Source organism: Pontivivens nitratireducens, assembly GCF_011290545.1.
Taxonomy (GTDB): domain Bacteria; phylum Pseudomonadota; class Alphaproteobacteria; order Rhodobacterales; family Rhodobacteraceae; genus Pontivivens; species Pontivivens nitratireducens.
The window spans coordinates 104456-117858 of record NZ_CP049811.1; the positions used below are offsets into that span (position 1 = coordinate 104456).

A 13403-nucleotide genomic window follows, 5' to 3' on the forward strand; every position below is an offset into this window, starting at 1 on the left:
CCGATGTGTCGAAGGCGAGGATGCGCAGGTCAGACCCCGACAGGACGAACCTCGGTCACTTCGGGGATGTAATGGCGCAGCAGATTCTCGATCCCGTGCTTCAGGGTCATGGTGGAGGAAGGGCATCCCGCACACGCGCCCTGCATGTGCAGATAGACCACGCCACGGTCAAAGCCGTGAAATGTGATGTCACCGCCATCCTGGGCCACGGCCGGGCGAACGCGGGTGTCCAGCAGGGATTTGATCTGGGTGACGATTTCCTCATCCTCACCGGAATGTTCCGCATGATCGACCGTGCCGGCATCAGTGCTCATCACCGGGGCGCCAGACTGGAAATGCTCCATCACGGCACCCAGGATCGCAGGCTTGATGTGATCCCACATGACCGCATCCGTTTTGGTGACCGTCACGAAATCCGGGCCGAAGAACACACCGGCCACACCCTCCACCGCGAAGATGCGCATGGCTAGGGGCGACGCCTCGGCGGCCTCGACGCTGGGAAAATCGGCGGTGCCGGCTGACATGACCGCCTGACCGGGCAGAAACTTCAGGGTCGCGGGGTTCGGCGTTGCTTCGGTCTGGATGAACATGGGGGTACTCCTTGGTTACTTTTCAAAATGCCCATCCTGAGCGAAATGTTCAAGATATATCTGGAATGATTCCAAGTTGGCGTGGCGGTTCCCCATCCTGTGTGACCTTCCACGCCATTGCAGACGCCGCCAGACAACTCTGCCTCAGGCAACCTAATCGTTTTGAAGGCCGATAGGCCAGGTCCGCGATTCAACAAACCGAACGAATCTGCTCCAGTGTCATCCCCCCCGGCACCACCGTCACGGGCACGGGCATGTCGCCCGCCATCCGTCCCGCAAGCTGCGTGACCAGCGGGCCGGGCCCGTCGCCATGCGTGCCCGCCGCCAGAACCAGAACGCCGATTTCGCGATCCTCCTTGATCTGGGCGAGGACTTCCTTCGCCGTTTCCCCCTCACGGATGACCAGCTCGGGGTCGATCCCCTCGTTCTGGCGCATCTTTTCCGCGAAGAAAGCGAATTTTTCCTCGATCACCTGTCGCGCCTCGGCCCGCATCAGATCACCGACCCCCACCCAGTGCTGAAAGACTTCGGGCTGGATCACCGACAGGATTTGCACCCCGCCGGTCGTGCTGCACGCCCGCAACGCGGCGAAGCGAATGGCGTTGATGCACTCAGGGCTTTCGTCCAGAACCACCAGGAATTTGCGCATTGTAGAGCCTCCCTCTCAATCGCGCGGCACAGGCGCGTCGGTGAGGATGACCTATCGCCTTGCACCGCGCAACCGCCTGTGCCGGGTCAGATGATGGACCAGCAGACTGGCGATGATCCCAGAAATCTGTGTCAGCAGGGCCAGAATCAGGACGCCGAGCGCGATCATCGGCCGGCTGAGCCTGACCAGCGCGCGAAAGACCCGGCCCTTGCCCAGAACCTCGAAATGCCCGCGCGTGGCGGGACCGGCGGCCTCCGCTACGCGGGCCAGGCGGGCGGCGTCGCCTGCATCATCCACATGCGCCAACAATGCTACCGTATCGGCCAGCGACGTGTGCTGTCGCACATCCGCCAGATCGCCCGCCATGACGCGCAAGCCGCGCAGTCCCGCCGCGCTGTCCGCACCTTGCGACACCGCGTGCAACAGGCGGGCGTTCACACGACCCAATCTGTGACCGACCCGCAGGACAGACGCGCCAATCTTTACCGTGACGCTGGTTCCCCCGCTGGCCACCGCCAGACCCGTCGCCGCCAGCCCGACCGATGCCAGTGCCACGTCGAACCTATCCACCGGCTGATCCTGCCACCAATCGACGGCCCCGCGCCGCAGGGCGTTCACGTCTCCCAGCGGGGTCAGCTCCACAGGCAGATTGCACGAAACGACTTCGGCCAGACCGGGGCAACTGTTCAGATCGTAGGCGCAGGCGCCGCACACGATCACGCCTTGCGCAACGGAGATCTCACCCACCTGATCCGCCTGCGCCTTCAACGCCGGGTCCAGCGGCACGTCATATCGCTCGGCCAGCCCGGCAATCAGAGCGACGCGGTCGCGATCCTGCGCGGTGACGGCCAGACGAAGCTGCGCGTCCACCCAGCCCGGGTCGAGGTTTCGCGCCGTCGCCGCGTCGAGGATAAGGGCGACATCCCGGGCCGAACGCTCCACATAGGGGGTCAGCCATGGGTGCGATTGCGCCACGCCCCACATCAAACCGACCGTGGTCATCAAGGCCGCGATCCGCGCTGCGATCCGAACTGCGTGAATGGGTGCCAGCCCCGATCCTTTCGAAGATCGCCTTGCCCGAACCAGCCTCACCGCAGTAGCCTCGTCGCCATGTCCGGGTGCATCCAGACCGGACGGCCCGCTGCGAACGTCGCCATCAGTGACAGGTTGTCCGCGTTCAGCACGACGAGGTCCGCCCGCGCCCCGATCGCGATCTTGCCCCGATCCGACAGCCCCATCAATCGGGCCGGGTTCGCGGAAACATACGACCATGCCTGGCCCAGCGCCATCCCCCCGGCCACCAGTCTGTGCACCGCCTGCAGGGGGGCGGGATAGTGATAGTCAGAGGTCAGCGCGGTACATTTCCCCTGCCCGATCAGGTCAATGGCCGAAGGCCCGCGCCCGTGCGACCGCCCCCGGACCACATTCGGCGCACCGAGGATCACAGCCCCCTGTGCGACCCCATGCGCAGCCTCAGGCACGAGGGGAAATTCCGCTATGGCGACCCCCATGCCAGCGAAGGTTTCCCGGACCGTGGCGCTTGTATCGTCATGCGAGCCCAGCCGGATCGGCGGCAACTCCGCGATCAGACGGGCCAACGCCACCGGGACTTGCGGCGCGTTCGCGGCCAATGTGCGGATCAGGCGCAGATGCGCCTCAGGCGACCGCTTTGCCCGCAACGCCGCGCCGGTCAGACGCTGCGGTATGACTTCGCGGGCCAGGGCCGCGTGGGGCAGATGATCATTGAACACGACGTAGTCGATACCCGCCTTGCGCACAAATCGTGCGATCGCGTTGAAATCCGCGATCATGTGCGTTTCAATTCGCAACTGCATACGCAGATCAACGTCGCCGCGCCAATCGGCCAGCGCATGTGCCAATGCTTTTGCGAAGTCGGGACTGCGCATTCCGCCCTCCCAGCTCCAGAATTGAGCCAGATAGGCTGTGGTGATGCCGCATGCCGCCAGCTCGGACGACAACATGGGCAGCCCGTCAGCCGGAGTGCGGACCATACCCCTCCGGGGCGCAACGTGCCTGTCGAAGGCATCGCCGTGCAGATCGACGATCCCCGGCAGCAGCAGGCACCCCGACAGATCCACATCCCGCCCGCCACTGGCCGCGATCCGCCCCCCCACGATGGAGATTTCGGCAGGTTCGGTGTGCAGATCGAACAGGGCCCGCGCCCCCACCAGACGCAAGGCCGGTGCGCCCTCATCCTCCGTACGAATTTGCGAACTGACAGGAATGGGAAAGGCCCCGATACGTTGGAAAGAAGGTGAACCAGATGCGTCGCACAGTATGCAACGCATCGTGGCGCTGCAATTCCCGCGAACGCGATGCGCCCTAGCGAGCGCAGTACAAACTGTGAAGCGTCTTCAGCACGACCGCTACTTCACGGCCCTTAATGGCGTAGAAGATCGTCTGCCCCTCCCGGCGGCCAGTGACCAGCCCTGCCTCTCTCAAACGCTTGAGTTGTTGTGACATGGTCGGTTGCGACAGGCGGCATGCCTGCGCCAGATCGCCGACGGATCGTTCCCCTTCCAGCAATCGGCAGAGGATCTGCAATCGCGCCTCGGAAGCAAGCATCGTCATCAACGACGCCGCACCGGCAATATCCCCCTCCAGAAAATCGTCCGCGCCAATCATATTCCACCCGTTGAATATTCGCACACATGAATATAGGATCACAGCAAGACGAGCAAGGCGCATCGTAGCAGGCAGCACGGCACGGAGTTGCAAGATGGAAACCGAATTTACCCCCTGGCTGTCACTGGGCGGCGGCATGATGATCGGCGGCGCATCCGTGCTGCTGATGGCCACAACCGGAGGAATTGCAGGCATCAGCGGGCTGACATCGAACATATTCGCCCGCAAGACAAAGGGTGAGGAGCGCGGCGTTTCAGCGGCCTTCATTCTGGGTCTGCTACTCGCCGCGCCGATATGGTTTCTGGTAACGGGCGGATGGCCACAGCAATGGGTGCCGTCCAATTCGGCTTTGATGGCACTTGCAGGCCTGCTGGTGGGATTCGGCTCGGTCTATGGCAACGGTTGCACATCAGGGCACGGCGTGTGTGGTATCAGCCGAGGTTCGGCCCGGTCCATCACGGCCACTGCGACCTTCATGGCCACCGCGTTCGCGACCGTGTTGATCGCCCGCCATTTGACCGGAGTTTGACATGAAGCAGCTTTTCGCCCTCATATCCGGTTTGATCTTCGGTCTTGGGCTGATCATCTCGGGCATGTCCGATCCTGCGAAAGTTTTGAACTTTCTGGATGTTTTTGGCACTTGGGATCCCAGCCTGGCCTTTGTCATGGGGGGCGGGATCCTCGTCACCGCGCCCGGCTTCGCTTGGCTGACCCGCCGCTGTGACCGCCCGTTTTTCGACGAACGGTTCCAGATGCCGCGCCGCACCGATCTGGACCCGAAATTGCTGACCGGCGCGGGCCTGTTCGGCATAGGCTGGGGGCTTGGCGGGTTTTGCCCGGGTCCGGCGCTGACGGCCCTGCCCATTAGCGCAACGGGCACTCTGGTGTTCGTTCCGTTCATGCTGGCGGGCATGTGGCTGGCCCGCCACACACCCGATCCGACCGTATTCCGCAGGAAAGGAGCCGTTTGATGGAAGACCCTCTGAACAGTCGCACCGTGCGCCGCTCACCCTCGACAGGACAGGGCAGCCCCGATGTCTGGGGCGTTTATGAGCCGGACACAGGTTCCATACAGTATATTTGCGCCGATCCGAAAACCCGCGAAGCCGCATTGATCGACGTGGTATGGAATTTCGATCCCAAGAATTATCGCTTTTCCACCGGGAGCATGGATCAGATCCTCGATATCGTACGCGACAATGACCTGACCGTGCGCTGGGTGCTCGACACCCATCCTCATGCGGATCATGTCATGGCCTCCGCCCAGTTGAAGGAGCGGACAGGCGCGCCCAACGCCATCGGCGCTATGGTGCCCCGGATCGCGGAGATCTGGGCGGACCTGTACAATATGCCGGATACGTTCGACGTGAACCGTGATTTCGATCATCTGTTCGAGGATGGTGAGACCTTCATGATCGGAGAGTTGGAGATGCGCGTGATGCTGTCGCCGGGCCATACGCTCGGGTCGATCACCTATGTCTGCGGGGACGCGGCCTTTGTGCACGATACACTGATGCAACCGGACGCCGGGACATCACGCTCGGATTTTCCGGGCGGCGACACGGCGGAGTTGTGGGATTCGATCCAGGCCATCCTCGCATTGCCGAAAGAAACCCGCCTGAATGTCGGCCATGATTACGGCACGGACCAGCGTGACCATCCCGCGTGGGAGGCCACGGTTGCCGAACACCGCGCGCACAATATTCACGTCAAGGACGGAACCGACCGACAGGATTACATCGCGCGACGGCAAAAGCGTGATGCGACGCTTTCCCTGCCGAACCGCATCCTCGCGGCGCTGCAGGTGAACCTGCGGGGCGGCAGGCTCCCCCCGGCGGAAACTGACGGAAACGTCTATTTGAAACTGCCGGTCAATCGCTTCGACTGAGAAGGCTCAGGGCCGCTGGCAGGGTCGGCGGCACTGCCTGAGAAGCCCCGAAAATCAGTCCTGATCGCAGGGCGCGTCGAGTTCGGCGGCGATTTCCTGTAGTTTTCGGGTCACATGGCCCATCGCATATGGCTTTTGTATCACCACCGACCCATTCGGCAGGGGTGACTGATCCACATTGAAAATTCCCGATGTGATGAGGATCTTCACCGACGGTCGGGTGTCCCTTACATGGGCGGCAAGCTCCAACCCGTTCATGGAACCGGGCATATCGACATCCGTAAACAGGATCGCAATGTCATCGACACGCTCCATCACCAGCAAAGCGGCATCGGCGGAGGCGGCCTCATAGGTTCGGAACCCCGCATCCTCGACAATATCAATGGCGTCCATACGGATCAGCGGCTCGTCCTCAACGATGAGAACGGCAGGAGGTTTGCGGGTATTCACGGTCATTCGGCACTCATATCGTTAACTTCGGCTCGCATTATTGCAGCGTCAAACCAGTCAACGGTGCTGTGAGGTCAAAACTCAAACCCGCGGGGTCATAAGACAGTTCCGCCCGTCCGTTAAAATATCCGGCGAGGGCCTGTTCGATCATGCGGCTGCCGAAGCCACGACGTGAGGGCGGGGCGACCGTGGGGCCGTCACGCTCAACCCAATGGAACCGAAACGTGTTGTCATCGTTGTGAGATTCAACGCACCAGGTGACGCACACCTTTCCCTGCTGCACTGACAAGGCCCCGTATTTGCTGGCATTCGTGGAAAGCTCATGCAGCGCCATGGTCAATCCCAGTGCCTGTTTGGAACCGATGGGGATATCCGGCCCCTCGATCTCGAATCGTTTCTCACCCGTGCGATGGGGCGCCAGGGCGGCGTTGATGACCTCGCGGATATGGGTCTCCGTCCAGGTTGCGTTGATCAATTGGTCATGCGCCTGCGCCATCATCCCGATCCGCGACTGGATTGAGAGCTGCGCGTCCTCCAGGCTGTCGGCCCGGCGCAAGGTCTGGGAGACCATGACGTTAACCATAGCGAGGGTGTTCTTTACCCGGTGATTCATCTCACCCAGCATGAGTTGGCGCTGTTCCTCCGCCATCTTGATCTCATGTATATCGGTACAGGTGCCGTACCAACGCACGATCGTACCGTCCTTGTCCCGGACAGGCTGCGCCCGGCCCAGCACCCAGCGGTATTCGCCGGATCTGTGACGCAAACGATATTCGATCTCATACGGTTCACCCGTTTTCAGGGACCGGTCCCATCGCTGCCACGCGCGCTCCTGATCATCGGGGTGGAACATTCCGTTCCATCCCTCCCCGTCCGTCGATCCATGGGGAACGCCGGTAAAGGCGTACCAGCGATCGTTGTAATAATCGTGGAACCCATCCGGCAGTGTGGACCAGATCATCTGGTCCACGGAATTGGTGATCGCATGGAATTTCGCCTCACTCTCGTACAACTGACGTTCACGAAGCTGCAACTCCTCCATCTGATCGCGCGCGGTGTATTGCCGGCATCTGGCCGTCAGGGCAGACCGGATCGCGCGGATCAGTTCCTCGGCGTGCAACGGACGCGACAGCAGGACGGCATTTCGGAGCACGTCCATCTTGCTCGCAGCATGATCACTTCGACGGGCGATGGTGCCGTTCGCCAGAACAATGAACGGCACATCCGACCAGGACGGTTGCGATGCGATAGCCTGCGCCACTGCGTCCGCGCCGGGGCCGCTCAGAGCTTCCTCCGTGATCAGGATCGCCCCGATCTGTCTTTCGATCAGGTACGCCAGTGCCTGCAAGTTCGGAACGGATTGCGATGGAATCCCGGCTTTGGAGAACACCTGAACAGCGACCGCCGCGTCGCGCCCCTTGGGTGCGAGCACAGCGACCGACGTCGAAACATCCGCCGAGGTAGCCCCCCCGCCATCGAGGTGATCGGATGACGTGCTCACTTCTCGCTGCCCTCCTCCGAAAGCAGGTTGCCCAGTTCTCGAGTATAGACCGGCGATCCGGACAGAATGCCGGTAAAGCTGCGGATGGGCTCGCCTATCCCGATCCCGTTCGGGGTGATCGTAAATTCGCGTATGCTGCGTTCATGATCCGATGTTCGGGTCTTGATAACGGCGATAGATTTGCGAACCTCGCCCCCCGCCTCGAAGAAGCGCAGCATCATGACGGTATCGGCCAGATAGCTGATGTCGAGATCTGTTCGCAGATCGCCCGTCACCCCATGCTGGCCCAAGATCATAAGCGCCACGACACCTTGTTGCGAAAGATAGCTGAGCAATTCGTGCATCTGAAGAACGAGGAAATTATCGCTCGGCATCGCGTGCAGATATGCGTTGAGGCTGTCGATCACGACAACGCTTGCCCCGTCACCCTCAACCGAGTCGCGCACGGCGCTGGCAAACTCCCCCGGGGACAATTCGGCGGGATCAATCTGGCGAATTTGAAGAAGACCGTTGTCGATATAGGGCTGCAGATCCATCGACAAAGCCTTGGATCGGATCATGAGTGTGGACAGCCGTTCGTCGAACAGGAAGTAAGCGGCCCTCTGCCCACGCTTCAACGCCGCGATCATGCAATGCACAGCCGTGGTCGTCTTTCCGATCCCCGCCGGCCCCGTCAACAGCGCATTGGTGCCTGGAAACAGACCCTCGCCCAGCAAGGCGTCCAGCTCCGCCAGACCTGTCGTGACTGGTTCGGCGGGAAATTCCCGATGGTGATGTGCCGCGATCAGGCGAGGATAGACACAGATGCCCCCCGTTTCGATGGTGAAATCGTGATAGCCCCCCCGATATTTGAGGCCGCGCATCTTGATGACCCGCAGCCGGCGGCGCTCGGAGCCAAAATCGGTGGCGAGATGTTCAAGCGAGATGACACCGTGCGCGATCGAATGAAGTTGCAGATCGCCGGGTTCCGCGGTGCGATCGTCCAGCATCAAAACGGTGCAGTTGCGACGCGCGAAAAAGTGTTTCAGCGCCAGGATCTGACGGCGATACCGCAAGGGGTTTTGCGCCAGAAGGCGCAGTTCGGACAGGCTGTCGAGCACAACGCGGGCGGGGTCGAGCCTCTCGACCAATTCGATGATTCCGCGCACAGTCTCACCCAGTTCCACCTCACTGGGATGCAACAGGGACTGCTCGTTCGCCGTGGCGAATTCATCCTCGGCGATGATTTCGAACAGTTCGATCCCGTCGAGAGTCCAGTCATGCGATCGGGCGACTGCGGTAAGCTCGTTCACGGTTTCGGACAGAGTGATATACAGACCGGTTTCGCCCTGTGATCGCCCCTCCATCAGGAATTGCAACGCCAGGGTCGTCTTGCCCGATCCGGGCGTCCCCTCGACCAGATACAGGCGACGCGGCGTGATCCCGCCATTCAAAACATTGTCCAAGCCAGCCGTGCCGGTTGCCAGCCTCCGGTCGGGATCTGTCGTGGAGGTGCTTGGCATAATTACGTCTCCTGTCTGGCGCTACACGATTCCTCAAATACAACTGGGACATGCTAGCAATATTTCACGTTTAATTTGCCTGAACTTGGGCAAAGCGTCGGGTATTTATTTCGCAGTTGCTCAAGAGCGTAACACAATCGGGCCCGACGCTGTATCTCCGTCGCAATACCTGCCACAGGATGACGTCGCGTGCCGCCTCCTTGTGTGGCGACGTACCTCGCGGGCGGGGCGGTCCGCTCGCCCGCTCATTCACAAACAACCCGTCTGTATGGCGCGGCACTTGCGGCACCATGCAGACGGGCAACGTCATTTGTGGAGTGTCGGAATGTTCCGCGTATCAGCGGACAAACTTCTTGTGCTTCATCCGCTTCGGCTCCAACGCATCGGCACCCAGACGGCGTTTCTTGTCTTCCTCGTAATCCTCGAAGTTGCCTTCGAACCATTCGACATGGGCTTCGCCCTCAAAAGCGAGGATGTGCGTACACAGACGGTCGAGGAAGAAGCGGTCGTGGGAGATAACGACGGCGCAACCGGCGAAGTCCACCAAGGCATCCTCCAGGGCGCGCAGGGTCTCCACGTCCAGATCGTTGGTCGGCTCATCGAGCAGCAGGACGTTGCCCGCTTCTTTGAGCAGCTTGGCCATGTGGACGCGGTTACGCTCCCCACCTGACAGCATGGCGATCTTCTTTTGCTGGTCGCCGCCCTTGAAGTTGAAGGCGCCTACGTAAGCGCGTGAGTTCATCTCCGCATCGCCCAGCTTCATGATGTCCAGCCCGTCGGAGATCTCATGCCAGACGGTCGCGTCGCCATCGAGCGCATCGCGCGACTGGTCCACATAGCTGAGCTTGACGGTATCGCCATATTCCACCGTGCCCTCATCCGGCTGTTCCTGCCCGGTCAACATGCGGAACAGGGTCGATTTACCCGCGCCGTTGGGACCGATCACGCCGACGATGCCACCCGGCGGCAGCGAGAAGCTCAGCCCCTCGATCAGGGTGCGATCGCCGTAGGATTTCTTGAGGTCCGCGACCTCGATCACCTTCGCGCCGAGGCGGGGACCGTTGGGGATGACGATCTGGGCGCGGCCGACCTTGTCACGCTCGGATTTGTTGGCCAGTTCGTTGTAGGAGTTGATGCGGGCCTTCTGCTTGGCCTGACGGGCCTTGGGCGATTGGCGCATCCATTCCAGCTCACGCTCCAGCGTCTTCTGGCGGGAATTGTCCTCACGCGCTTCCTGCTCCAGCCGCTTGGCCTTCTGCTCCAGCCACGCGGAATAGTTGCCCTCGTAGGGAATGCCGCGGCCGCGATCCAGCTCCAGAATCCAGGAGGTGATGTCGTCGAGGAAATAGCGGTCGTGGGTGACGATCAGGATCGTGCCCTTATAGTCCATCAGGTGCTGTTGCAGCCAGGCGATGGTTTCCGCATCCAGGTGGTTCGTCGGCTCATCGAGCAGCAGCATGTCGGGCGCTTCGAGCAGCAGCTTGCACAGCGCGACGCGGCGGGCCTCACCACCCGAGAGCGTATCGACCGAGGCCTCGTCGGGCGGGCAGCGCAGAGCCTCCATCGCGACGTCGATCTGACTGTCGAGATCCCAGAGGTTCGCGGCGTCGATCTGGTCCTGAAGGGCCGTCATCTCGTCCATCGTTTCTTCGGAGTAATTCATGGCAAGCTCGTTGTAGCGGTCGAGGATGGCCTTCTTCTCCGCCACGCCCAGCATGACGTTTTCGCGCACGTTCAGCCTGTCGTCCAACTTGGGTTCCTGCGGAAGGTAACCGACCTTCGCCCCCTCGGCGGCCCATGCCTCACCGGTGAAGTCCTTGTCCATGCCGGCCATGATCTTCATCAGCGTGGACTTGCCCGAACCATTGGTGCCCACGACGCCGATCTTGACACCGGGCAGGAAGGACAGGCGGATGTTCTCGAACAGCTTCTTGCCGCCGGGATAGGATTTGGACACGCCGTCCATGTGGTAAACGTACTGGTAAGCGGCCATGGGAACACTCCGGGTCTGAATTCAGGTTTGGAGTGGAGATAAGGGTTTTGAAGGTGAGGAGCAACGGGAGCAGTGATGGAACTCAAGGAACTGATCGCGCTCACCGGCGGGCCCGGGCGGGTGGAGTGGATCGGCATCCGGCCCGCCCGGCGTGAGGCCCTGCTGCCGTGCGAAGAGGTCGAGATCGGCGCAGACGGACTGACGGGCGATCATGGCCGACCGGGCAAGCGGGCGGTGACAGTGATACAGGCGGAGCATCTGGACGTCATCGCCGCGTTGATCGGGCGCAACGTGCTGCCTCAGATGCTGCGTCGAAACATCGTGGTCAGCGGTATCAACCTGACCGCGCTCAAGGGACGGAGCGTCCGTATGGGATCGGCACTGCTGCGCTGGTCGACGGTTTGCGCGCCATGTTCGCGGATGGAGGAGGTTCTGGGAAATGGCGGATACGCGGCTCTGCGCGGACATGGCGGATGGTGCGCCGAGGTGATCGAGCCGGGCACCGTGCGCGTCAATGATCGCGTATCCGCCCTGCCCGTCGGTTGACAACGGGTCCTTGCAAATCCGACAAGCACACATCGCAAGCGGTTGGAGCGCGAAGCAAATGCAAACGGGGCAGCCGCGCGCCGCCGACGGGCAGATCGTCGGGTTGTTGGGGGGGTCGTTCGATCCGCCCCATGCCGGGCATGTCCATATCACGCGTGAGGCGCTGAAACGGTTCGGGCTGGATCGCGTCTGGTGGCTGGTGTCACCCGGCAATCCACTAAAGGCCGATGCACCGGCAGCGCTGGCCCGGCGCGTTGCGGCCTCACGCGCGATCATGCGACACCCCCGTGTAGATGTGACTGATATCGAGGCTCAGCTTGGCACGCGCTACACGGCCGAGACGATCCGCGCCTTGCAGGCACGGTATCTACGGGTGCGGTTCGTCTGGCTGATGGGCGCGGACAATCTGGCGAGCTTTCACAAGTGGGATGACTGGCAGCGGATCGCCCGATCGGTTCCGATCGGCGTTCTGGCCCGACCGGGGGAGCAGGTCCGCGCGGGTCTGTCACCGGCCGCGCGGATGTTCACGGATGCACGGCTGGAAGAAGGAGCGGCGCATCTGCTGCCGCATATGACACCGCCGGTCTGGACCATGGTGACCGGCCCGATGGTCGATCTCAGCTCCACCGCGATCCGCAATGCGGGTCTTTGGACACGCTAGGACTTGCCTCGCACGCGACGCTCACGCGGGCGTGAGGGTATAATCATCCTCACTTACTGCGTCCAGCCAGACGGTCTCCCCTTCCGGTTCCTCCTGAAAGGCGATGTGGCTCATCCCGGTGGTCGGCGTGGCGCCGTGCCAATGCTCGACATCCGGCGGGATGAAGACGGTATCGCCCGCGCGGATTACCTGAGGAGCCTCGCCGCGCAACGCCACCAGCCCCATGCCGGAGGTCACGCGCAAGGTCTGCCCCATCGGATGGTGGTGCCAGAACGTCCGCCCACCGGGCGCGAAGCTGACATCGACGGAACGGATGCTGGCAGGCTTTGGCGTCACGATCACGGGGGAGATCAGGACAGTTCCGGTAAAGGCTTCGGCAGGGGCGGACACGGTCGCGCGGTCGCCGTTGCGGTGGATGATCAGGCTCATCGTCGGATCCTTCTTGGTCGGGTCGTGGGAAATATTCCCGTTTGAGGCGCACCTGCCCCGCAGGAGCTCAGCCGGGCAATCTGGCATGGCGGGCACGGGCCCCCCGCTCGATAGCGGAGGCGACCAGTCGATCGACGTTCATGTCGTGCCGGATGATTTCGAGCAGGCGCAGTTCCTCCATCTGCACGGTGCCGTCGGCGGCGGCGACATCACAGGCCAGCGCGTACGCTGTCTCGTTCAGGGTGCCGGGCAACGCATCATCCACCAACCCGACCAGAGCATCGACGCCGTCCTCATCCTCGAACAGGTCGAACACGATCTGCGCCACAGTGGGCAGATGGGCGGGATCGTAGCCGTCGAAGATCGGCAGCACCGCAATCATCCGTCTGATCGAATCCGTTTCACGGTCGCTGAGCGCGCCATCCGCGGCAGAGACGGCAATCATGGTTGCGACAAGCGCATCCTGCGCCGAAAGCTGAGCTGTCATGGAATTCTCCTGTTGTCGGTCAATTCCGATATATTGACGCGGCACCGCCCCCTCAATAGGT

At 61.9% G+C, this 13403-nt stretch carries 16 protein-coding genes; 5 read left to right on the forward strand and 11 right to left on the reverse strand.

Translation table 11 applies throughout. From position 1 onward, the window contains the following. Positions 1-29: 29 nt before the first annotated feature. The 5 genes from G8E03_RS00510 to G8E03_RS00530 all read right to left on the reverse strand — a co-directional run bounded on the left by G8E03_RS00510 (position 30) and on the right by G8E03_RS00530 (position 3885). A complete protein-coding gene (locus G8E03_RS00510) occupies positions 30-590 on the reverse strand; it encodes a NifU family protein (protein WP_166187399.1) in 561 nt (186 codons plus the stop codon). 190 nt (positions 591-780) lie between these two features. Beyond that, the gene (locus G8E03_RS00515; protein ID WP_166187402.1) at positions 781-1239 is read right to left on the reverse strand and encodes a universal stress protein; all 459 of its coding nucleotides are present in this window, start codon (positions 1237-1239) and stop codon (positions 781-783) included. 51 nt (positions 1240-1290) lie between these two features. Then, entirely contained in the window at positions 1291-2241 is a 951-nt protein-coding gene (locus tag G8E03_RS00520) for a hypothetical protein (protein ID WP_166187404.1), read from the reverse strand. A gap of 86 nt (positions 2242-2327) precedes the next feature. Next, positions 2328-3548 carry an alpha-D-ribose 1-methylphosphonate 5-triphosphate diphosphatase gene (locus G8E03_RS00525; RefSeq protein WP_166187406.1) on the reverse strand — a complete coding sequence of 407 codons (1221 nt, stop codon included), beginning with the start codon at positions 3546-3548 and terminating at the stop codon, positions 2328-2330. Positions 3549-3582: 34 nt separating this feature from the next. Continuing rightward, the gene (locus G8E03_RS00530; protein WP_205793160.1) at positions 3583-3885 is read right to left on the reverse strand and encodes an ArsR/SmtB family transcription factor; all 303 of its coding nucleotides are present in this window, start codon (positions 3883-3885) and stop codon (positions 3583-3585) included. 94 nt (positions 3886-3979) lie between these two features. On the opposite strand from G8E03_RS00530, the gene G8E03_RS00535 reads away from it, so the two are divergent. The 3 genes from G8E03_RS00535 to G8E03_RS00545 are packed head-to-tail and all read left to right on the forward strand — an operon-like array spanning position 3980 to position 5773. Then, complete coding sequence (locus tag G8E03_RS00535; protein ID WP_166187408.1) at positions 3980-4414, forward strand: YeeE/YedE family protein; 435 nt, start codon at positions 3980-3982, stop codon at positions 4412-4414. A gap of 1 nt (position 4415) precedes the next feature. Continuing rightward, a complete protein-coding gene (locus tag G8E03_RS00540; RefSeq protein WP_166187410.1) occupies positions 4416-4856 on the forward strand; it encodes a YeeE/YedE family protein in 441 nt (146 codons plus the stop codon). Beyond that, positions 4856-5773 (forward strand): MBL fold metallo-hydrolase, encoded by a 918-nt coding sequence (locus tag G8E03_RS00545; RefSeq protein ID WP_166187412.1) that lies wholly within the window; start codon positions 4856-4858, stop codon positions 5771-5773. Before G8E03_RS00540 ends, G8E03_RS00545 begins: the two co-directional genes overlap by 1 nt. 54 nt (positions 5774-5827) lie before the next feature. On the opposite strand, the gene G8E03_RS00550 is transcribed toward G8E03_RS00545, so the two are convergent. The 4 genes from G8E03_RS00550 to ettA all read right to left on the reverse strand — a co-directional run bounded on the left by G8E03_RS00550 (position 5828) and on the right by ettA (position 11219). Further along, positions 5828-6229, reverse strand: coding sequence for a response regulator (locus G8E03_RS00550; protein ID WP_166187414.1), 402 nt, complete (start codon positions 6227-6229; stop codon positions 5828-5830). Between the two features lie 31 nt (positions 6230-6260). Further along, complete coding sequence (locus G8E03_RS00555) at positions 6261-7724, reverse strand: sensor histidine kinase (RefSeq protein WP_166187417.1); 1464 nt, start codon at positions 7722-7724, stop codon at positions 6261-6263. Further along, positions 7721-9226, reverse strand: a complete 1506-nt coding sequence (locus tag G8E03_RS00560; protein ID WP_166187419.1) for an ATPase domain-containing protein — start codon at positions 9224-9226, stop codon at positions 7721-7723. The genes G8E03_RS00555 and G8E03_RS00560 overlap by 4 nt, the downstream gene beginning before the upstream one ends. A 337-nt stretch (positions 9227-9563) precedes the next feature. After that, positions 9564-11219: an energy-dependent translational throttle protein EttA gene (ettA, locus tag G8E03_RS00565; protein WP_166187431.1), complete on the reverse strand. Its 1656-nt coding sequence runs from the start codon at positions 11217-11219 to the stop codon at positions 9564-9566. A 75-nt stretch (positions 11220-11294) separates the two neighbouring features. Between ettA and G8E03_RS00570 the strand changes: the two genes are divergently transcribed. Then, positions 11295-11765: an MOSC domain-containing protein gene (locus tag G8E03_RS00570; protein WP_166187433.1), complete on the forward strand. Its 471-nt coding sequence runs from the start codon at positions 11295-11297 to the stop codon at positions 11763-11765. Positions 11766-11823: 58 nt separating this feature from the next. Next, the gene (locus tag G8E03_RS00575) at positions 11824-12426 is read left to right on the forward strand and encodes a nicotinate-nucleotide adenylyltransferase (RefSeq protein ID WP_166187435.1); all 603 of its coding nucleotides are present in this window, start codon (positions 11824-11826) and stop codon (positions 12424-12426) included. A 21-nt stretch (positions 12427-12447) separates the two neighbouring features. On the opposite strand, the gene G8E03_RS00580 is transcribed toward G8E03_RS00575, so the two are convergent. Then, entirely contained in the window at positions 12448-12855 is a 408-nt protein-coding gene (locus G8E03_RS00580; protein WP_166187437.1) for a (R)-mandelonitrile lyase, read from the reverse strand. 67 nt (positions 12856-12922) lie between these two features. Further along, a complete protein-coding gene (locus G8E03_RS00585) occupies positions 12923-13342 on the reverse strand; it encodes a tellurite resistance TerB family protein (RefSeq protein WP_166187439.1) in 420 nt (139 codons plus the stop codon). Positions 13343-13403 lie beyond the last annotated feature (61 nt).

Bases quoted from the DNA above. Each gene is read 5' to 3' on its own strand.
- G8E03_RS00575 (WP_166187435.1), top strand. From the start codon at position 11,824: ATGCAAACGGGGCAGCCGCGCGCCGCCGACGGGCAGATCGTCGGGTTG.
- G8E03_RS00540 (WP_166187410.1), top strand. From the start codon at position 4,416: ATGAAGCAGCTTTTCGCCCTCATATCCGGTTTGATCTTCGGTCTTGGG.
- G8E03_RS00585 (WP_166187439.1), bottom strand. From the start codon at position 13,342: ATGACAGCTCAGCTTTCGGCGCAGGATGCGCTTGTCGCAACCATGATT.
- G8E03_RS00520 (WP_166187404.1), bottom strand. From the start codon at position 2,241: ATGACCACGGTCGGTTTGATGTGGGGCGTGGCGCAATCGCACCCATGG.
- G8E03_RS00515 (WP_166187402.1), bottom strand. From the start codon at position 1,239: ATGCGCAAATTCCTGGTGGTTCTGGACGAAAGCCCTGAGTGCATCAAC.
- G8E03_RS00560 (WP_166187419.1), bottom strand. From the start codon at position 9,226: ATGCCAAGCACCTCCACGACAGATCCCGACCGGAGGCTGGCAACCGGC.
- G8E03_RS00525 (WP_166187406.1), bottom strand. From the start codon at position 3,548: ATGCGTTGCATACTGTGCGACGCATCTGGTTCACCTTCTTTCCAACGT.
- G8E03_RS00545 (WP_166187412.1), top strand. From the start codon at position 4,856: ATGGAAGACCCTCTGAACAGTCGCACCGTGCGCCGCTCACCCTCGACA.
- G8E03_RS00510 (WP_166187399.1), bottom strand. From the start codon at position 590: ATGTTCATCCAGACCGAAGCAACGCCGAACCCCGCGACCCTGAAGTTT.
- G8E03_RS00530 (WP_205793160.1), bottom strand. From the start codon at position 3,885: ATGATTGGCGCGGACGATTTTCTGGAGGGGGATATTGCCGGTGCGGCG.
- G8E03_RS00550 (WP_166187414.1), bottom strand. From the start codon at position 6,229: ATGACCGTGAATACCCGCAAACCTCCTGCCGTTCTCATCGTTGAGGAC.
- G8E03_RS00570 (WP_166187433.1), top strand. From the start codon at position 11,295: ATGGAACTCAAGGAACTGATCGCGCTCACCGGCGGGCCCGGGCGGGTG.
- ettA (WP_166187431.1), bottom strand. From the start codon at position 11,219: ATGGCCGCTTACCAGTACGTTTACCACATGGACGGCGTGTCCAAATCC.
- G8E03_RS00535 (WP_166187408.1), top strand. From the start codon at position 3,980: ATGGAAACCGAATTTACCCCCTGGCTGTCACTGGGCGGCGGCATGATG.
- G8E03_RS00580 (WP_166187437.1), bottom strand. From the start codon at position 12,855: ATGAGCCTGATCATCCACCGCAACGGCGACCGCGCGACCGTGTCCGCC.